A 6,000-nucleotide genomic window follows, 5' to 3' on the forward strand; every position below is an offset into this window, starting at 1 on the left:
TTCATATCTCCCTTAGATTATCACACGGAGTTTCTGCTTATTGTTCATTAGGGTTGTTTGAAATTTCTGATATATGATATATGCTCAGGTTTTTGATTAGTTTTGGAAAAACTGAATGTATGATTAATTATTATCTTTATAAAGTGTTCCAATGAAATATTTTACTCTGTTGATTAGCTCGTTATTGTTTATGTTGCCTTTTGGTCAAAGTAGGGCTGAAACTAATGTTATTGATGCGGGTGATGTGGGTTATTTGATGGGTGGTTATATGTGCAAGTCTTTGTTAACTACGGGGAGTTTGAATGATCCTGATGTGTTGGATGAGTTTGCGGTGGAGGCGATGGAAATGTATAGTGATGAAGAGTCAGAACAGTTTTTGTCGTTAATGCTCGGCTTACTCACCACGGATGATATTGGAGAAAATCCCCAAAGTATAGAATTAATGAGGGGAGCTTTTACTCATATTATCGGTGATGATGATTGTTTTAAGGCTTTTCTTCGGGATTCCCAAGGGATTGGGAGTGAGAGAGTTTTGGAATAATTTAAAGGTTGGTTATGGTTTGGGCTAAGTCAAAGTCTTTTTGGGTTAGTCCCCCTTCATCGTGGGTGGTTAGGTTAATGGTAACTTTGTTGTAGGAAATGGATATATCTGGGTGGTGTCCTGCGGATTCGGCGGGGGTTACTAATTGGTTTACAAAGGCGATCGCTTTTACAAAGTCTTTAAATTTGAAGGTTTTGACAAGATTTTTTTCTTCTACAGTCCATCCATCTAAGTTATCTAGTTGTTGCTCAATTTGTTGTTGGTTTAATAGCATATTGATTATTTTTATAGGTTACTTTACTTCGATGGTAGCTCATTTTTTTTTGCTATTTTTTCGGTAATCCCCCCAAGAATTTTATTTTTGATCGATTGGTTTAACTCTGTGATTGATGTGAATTCAATGTAATATCATATTTAAATAAGAAAATTTAGGTATCACAGAAACTATGACTACTCATTTTATTACCGCAGAGGTTGATTTAAGAGAAAATCCTTTAAAGTTCAAAGAGGATGTAGAAGCTAAGTTAAACGAAGAGGGTAAACCCCTACGCTGGGCTGTGACACAGGTAGATAAGGAAGCGGAAAAAGCTCATGTAGAAGCCATTGTAACCAAGTAATTATTAGACTTTAGGGGTTAGGTATTAGAGGTTAGTAGTTAATAATAAACAATTATCATCTTTCGCCTTTTACCTCTTACCCTTTCCATCAAGCCATAATCAATTTAGATCAATGTTTTATAAAAAACCTTATTGTGCAGTATTAATTGTGCCTACGGGGGTAGGTGCTTCCATTGGTGGTTATGCGGGGGATGCTCTGCCTGTGGCAAGGGCTATGGGGCAAGTGTGCGATCGCCTCGTAACCCATCCTAACGTGATGAATGGAGCTAGTTTATATTGGTCTAGGGATAACATTGATTATGTGGAAGGGTATGCCCTAGATAAGTTTGCGGGGGGCGAATGGGGTTTAACATCGGTGCATCAAAATAGAATTGGGGTGATTTTTGATCAAGCCATGGAATCTGAATTACGCCATCGTCATCTCCAAGCCATGGATGCTCTACGGGCAACGGTGGGCATTAATGTGAGGGATTACGTTATTACGGATGCTCCCCTTGATGTGGAATTGAGGGTGGCTGATAGTGGGGCAAGTTGGGGTACCATTGGAAATCCTGATAGTCTGTTGAGGGCTGGAAAAAAGTTGGTGGCACAGGGGATAAGTGCGATCGCCGTTGTCGCCAGATTTCCCGATGATACCGATTCCCAAGCCTTAAATGATTATCGTCATGGTGGTGGGGTAGATGCGCTCGCTGGTGCGGAGGCGGTAATTTCCCATCTTTTAGTAAGGGAGTTTCAAATTCCCTGCGCCCATGCCCCTGCCCTATGCCCTTTACCTTTGGATATAAATGTTTCCCCCCGTGCGGCGGCCGAAGAATTGGGATATACTTTTTTGCCCTGTGTGTTAGTAGGGTTAAATAAAGCCCCCCAGTTTACCCAAGAAAAAAATCAGAATAGTCTCTGGGCTGAGGATATAGATGCGCTAGTCATTCCCCATCATGGCTGTGGAGGTAGCGCAACCCTCAGTTTTGCCCACTCTCAGACCCAAATAATTGTGGTAGAAGACAACGAAACCATTATCAAAGTACCACCCGAACCCCTTGGAATCAAAGCCATTCGGGTTAAATCGTACCTGGAGGCGATCGGGGTAATGGCAGCACACAAAGGGGGCATCAACTTTCAAAGTTTGACCCCAGAAACGATCAAAAATATTCAACACTAATCAGATTGGGAAGATCATTTCTATCTTTTTCTTATTAACAAAAGGCTTAAGCCCCTTGGCTAAAACGATTTAACTAGAACCAATTATTCTGCAGGGGGTAAATAATCATTAAATTTCTCCTGATTGAAATGATAAACCGTGCGAATAGGATAAGGAATAACAATATCTTGGTTATCAAACGCCTTTTTAATAGCCGTGATAGCCTTAGTTTGAACACGGCGAACATCCGCCTGACGAGACTGTGTCCAATACCTCACCACCAAATCGATAGAACTATCATTAAATTCCACCAAATCCACCTCTGGGCTTGGCTGATTGACCACCCCTTCAATGGTAAGAATAAGCTGCTCTAAAATAGCCTTAGCTTGGGGTAAAGAGGTATTGTAATCTACCCCTACCATTAAATCAGTACGGCGATAGGGAAAAGCAGTTCTCACCTTAATGGCGCTGGTAAAAACTGTGGAGTTAGGAATTAAAACCCTTTCTCCTTGATAGGTTTTTATTTCGGTGGTGCGAATATTAATATTTTCTACCGTACCTTCATAGTCATCTACTTGTATTTGATCTTGAATAACAAAAGGCTCTTCTAAAAGTATTAAAATCCCTGCTAAAAAATTTTTAAAAATGTCTTGAAAAGCAAAACCCACCGCTACAGAACCAAGTCCAAGGGTAGCAATAATATCTCCTAATCTTAGTCCGGGGAAAGCCACAATGGACGCAATTACTACGCCCACAATCCACGTTAATACATAGGTTGATTTAATAAAAAGTATTCGTAAAGAGGAACTTTTGACAGCTTTGGCAGTAATTTTTTTTGCTATTTTTTGGGTAAATTCCGCACCGTATCTGGTAAGGGCAATAATTATTAAGGCGCTGATGAGAGCAGGTAAAATTTTTACGGCACTGCCAATCAGCTCGTTAATACTATTTTGTATAGTGTTAATAATTTCAGTCATTATTGTTGGCAAATTTAACTATGGTTAGTTTAGCATCAAAATTTAATATTACAAAATTTAATACCAATTGCATTATTTATCTTATATTTAACCTAAATTTTTTATGTCATCAACATTTTATTTTAAAGTAAGTTTGGCTAGGTATTATTTTTATTTTGAATTTATTTAGTTATGTTTTAATATATTGGAAAGATTAGTAATTTATTTTTTTTGTTACTATTTAGATATTATTAAAAGTTTTATTTTCTTGGCCATGGTCAATTGATAATATAATAATCCGTTGGTAAAGTAAGCAAAAAAATATCATGAAGATAGGTATTCCCAAGGAAATTAAAGATCAAGAGTTTCGTGTCGGTTTGACTCCTGCCAGTGTCAAAATATTATCAGATCAAAATCATGAGATTTTTGTGGAAAGCGGTGCTGGTTTAGGTTCAGGATTCACCGATGAGGATTATAAACTAGCTGGGGCAACTATTACTGATCATCAAACCCCTTGGAATCAAGAAATGGTCATAAAAGTAAAAGAACCTTTACCCCAAGAGTATGGATACATCAAGCAAGGACAAATTTTATTTACCTATCTTCACTTAGCAGCCGATCGCACTTTAACCGAATCCCTCATCAAAAGCGGTGTAACGGCGATCGCCTATGAAACCGTACAACTACCCGATGGCAGACTACCCCTTCTCACCCCCATGAGTATCATCGCAGGGCGATTATCCGTACAAATTGGTGCTAGATACCTCGAAAAACAACAGGGCGGAAAAGGAATTTTGCTCGGAGGAATCCCTGGAGTTGCCCAAGGAAATATCGTCATCCTAGGGGGTGGTATCGTCGGCACAGAAGCCGCCAAAATTGCCGTAGGTATGGGAGCTAAAGTAACCATTTTAGATGTAAATATCGACCGCCTAGCCTACCTAGAAAACCTCTTTGGGTCAAGGGTAGAACTACTTTACAGCAACTCAGAAACCATCGCCAAAAGCGTAGTAAAAGCCGATTTACTTATTGGTGCAGTATTAATCACAGGGAAAAAAGCCCCCATCTTAGTACCAAGAGAATTAGTCCAAAAAATGTCCTCTGGCTCAGTTATCATCGACGTAGCCGTAGATCAAGGAGGTTGCATCGAAACATTGCGCACCACCTCCCACAGTAAACCTAGTTATGTAGAAGAAGGAGTAATCCACCTCGGTATTCCTAACCTACCCGGTGCGGTGCCTCGTACCTCTACCCAAGCCCTCAACAACAACACTCTGCCCTATGTTATAAAACTAGCTAATCAAGGTATTGGAGCATTAAAACAAGACCCCAACCTTGCACAGGGTTTAAACGTTCACTATTATCGCCTAGTCCATCCCGCCGTGCAACAAGTATTTCCCGATTTACCCCAATAACTCTAACCATTACTGCATAAAAAACTTTCTATTTTTTGGATTACCTTTTCTTCATTAACGGGCTTCCCTAAAAATCCTGAAGCCCCCACCAACTTACTCCTAACCCTGTCCACCATACCATCATTACTGGTCAAAATAATTATAGGAATATTCTTCAGATTAGAAACCCGACGAATTTGAGAACAGATTTCATAACCGTTAACAATAGGCATGATCAAATCTAAAAAGATTAAATCAGGCTTATGGGTAATAATCTCTGGTAAAGCCTTGAGGGGATTTTGAATCGAGATAAATTGATACCCAGATTTTGTGACGATATGCTTCATAATTTCACATATTTGAACACTATCATCTACACATATAATTAATTTTTGTCGAGTAGGTTTGGTAACTTTATAGTTTTTATTATCCCCAACCCCGATTAAAGCTACATTCAAAGAAGTATCACTAACAGCTATTAGCTCAATAATACCCCTTTCAAAATAAGGTTTTAGCCAAATAGTTACTTTAGCAACATTTAATTTCAATCTATCCGCAACCTCCTTCAATGTTAATTTACCATTAAAAAGAGATACTAATTTTGTATAAGTAGGAGTATTAAAATTGTTTCTAAGAATAGCAGGATTTTTAATCACAGGAGCAGTATTAGGAGACCAAGAAGTTAATTTTTCCTTCTGCCATATTGACCACAAATTTTCTGCTTCTTTTAATAAACTATCAAAATTGAACCAATTAAGAGAGTTTTTTAATCCTGATTCCTCTGAAAAACCATCTTCAGCAACTATACAATCATAGGATAATTTTTGTTTAGATTCTGCATATAATATATCAAACAATATTTCTATAATTCTTGCTTTAATAACCGATAATGCTTGTTCTTTATTAATGAGAAAACGCTTTAATAAATTAACAATAACTTGATAATTCCAACATTCATAATCCTTGGCTTTTGCTAAATCGATTAACTCTAAATCTAACTCAGGACAATATTTAGTAATCAATCTTTGCCATGAGCGATAAGGATGATAGCCCCCATCAGCCCATACAATTCTGCCAAGACACAGGTACAGGCGCCAAGTTTTTCCTTTATTTTGGATTATATCTATTCTGCCTGTAAACTTTCTTTCGTTGGAAGATTCAAGTTTTTGTCTTAGCGTCATTGCTCTCTTTGTGTTGAATAATCTACTCCTATTATCTATCTTAAAATGTCGTCACAGGACTCCCGTTAAATTTCTCAACAAAAGAAAAGCCCACAGAAATTAACGGGAGATGGATGACGACCAGCAAAGAAAAAGGAACGAAAGTGACATCTACACACTTGACAAAATATTGTAGA

General features: G+C 38.1%; 7 protein-coding genes. 4 read left to right on the top strand and 3 right to left on the bottom strand.

Annotated features, from left to right (window positions below):
- Positions 1–151 precede the first annotated feature (151 nt).
- Positions 152–541, top strand: a complete 390-nt coding sequence (locus tag ACXITR_RS01390; RefSeq protein WP_457995444.1) for a hypothetical protein — start codon at positions 152–154, stop codon at positions 539–541.
- Between the two features lies 1 nt (position 542).
- On the opposite strand, the gene ACXITR_RS01395 is transcribed toward ACXITR_RS01390, so the two are convergent.
- The gene (locus ACXITR_RS01395) at positions 543–815 is read right to left on the bottom strand and encodes a 4a-hydroxytetrahydrobiopterin dehydratase (RefSeq protein WP_457995445.1); all 273 of its coding nucleotides are present in this window, start codon (positions 813–815) and stop codon (positions 543–545) included.
- A gap of 172 nt (positions 816–987) precedes the next feature.
- Between ACXITR_RS01395 and ACXITR_RS01400 the strand changes: the two genes are divergently transcribed.
- Together ACXITR_RS01400 and ACXITR_RS01405 are read left to right on the top strand one after the other, a co-directional pair.
- The gene (locus ACXITR_RS01400) at positions 988–1,158 is read left to right on the top strand and encodes a hypothetical protein (RefSeq protein ID WP_457995446.1); all 171 of its coding nucleotides are present in this window, start codon (positions 988–990) and stop codon (positions 1,156–1,158) included.
- A gap of 112 nt (positions 1,159–1,270) precedes the next feature.
- Complete coding sequence (locus tag ACXITR_RS01405; RefSeq protein ID WP_457995447.1) at positions 1,271–2,317, top strand: DUF3326 domain-containing protein; 1,047 nt, start codon at positions 1,271–1,273, stop codon at positions 2,315–2,317.
- Between the two features lie 83 nt (positions 2,318–2,400).
- Here ACXITR_RS01405 and ACXITR_RS01410 read toward each other — a convergent pair whose 3' ends face one another.
- On the bottom strand, positions 2,401–3,273 hold the full coding sequence (locus tag ACXITR_RS01410) for a mechanosensitive ion channel family protein (RefSeq protein ID WP_457995448.1): 873 nt from the start codon (positions 3,271–3,273) through the stop codon (positions 2,401–2,403).
- Between the two features lie 305 nt (positions 3,274–3,578).
- Between ACXITR_RS01410 and ald the strand changes: the two genes are divergently transcribed.
- On the top strand, positions 3,579–4,664 hold the full coding sequence (ald, locus tag ACXITR_RS01415; RefSeq protein WP_457995449.1) for an alanine dehydrogenase: 1,086 nt from the start codon (positions 3,579–3,581) through the stop codon (positions 4,662–4,664).
- A 2-nt stretch (positions 4,665–4,666) separates the two neighbouring features.
- Here ald and ACXITR_RS01420 read toward each other — a convergent pair whose 3' ends face one another.
- Positions 4,667–5,824, bottom strand: a complete 1,158-nt coding sequence (locus tag ACXITR_RS01420; protein WP_457995450.1) for a response regulator — start codon at positions 5,822–5,824, stop codon at positions 4,667–4,669.
- Between the last annotated feature and the right edge of the window lie 176 nt (positions 5,825–6,000).

This window comes from Cyanobacterium sp. (assembly GCF_054166785.1).

What these genes read in the sequence shown, in the direction of transcription:
- ACXITR_RS01410 (WP_457995448.1), bottom strand. Translation starts at nt 3,273, where the DNA reads ATGACTGAAATTATTAACACTATACAAAATAGTATTAACGAGCTGATT.
- ACXITR_RS01400 (WP_457995446.1), top strand. Translation starts at nt 988, where the DNA reads ATGACTACTCATTTTATTACCGCAGAGGTTGATTTAAGAGAAAATCCT.
- ACXITR_RS01420 (WP_457995450.1), bottom strand. Translation starts at nt 5,824, where the DNA reads ATGACGCTAAGACAAAAACTTGAATCTTCCAACGAAAGAAAGTTTACA.
- ACXITR_RS01405 (WP_457995447.1), top strand. Translation starts at nt 1,271, where the DNA reads ATGTTTTATAAAAAACCTTATTGTGCAGTATTAATTGTGCCTACGGGG.
- ACXITR_RS01395 (WP_457995445.1), bottom strand. Translation starts at nt 815, where the DNA reads ATGCTATTAAACCAACAACAAATTGAGCAACAACTAGATAACTTAGAT.
- ald (WP_457995449.1), top strand. Translation starts at nt 3,579, where the DNA reads ATGAAGATAGGTATTCCCAAGGAAATTAAAGATCAAGAGTTTCGTGTC.
- ACXITR_RS01390 (WP_457995444.1), top strand. Translation starts at nt 152, where the DNA reads ATGAAATATTTTACTCTGTTGATTAGCTCGTTATTGTTTATGTTGCCT.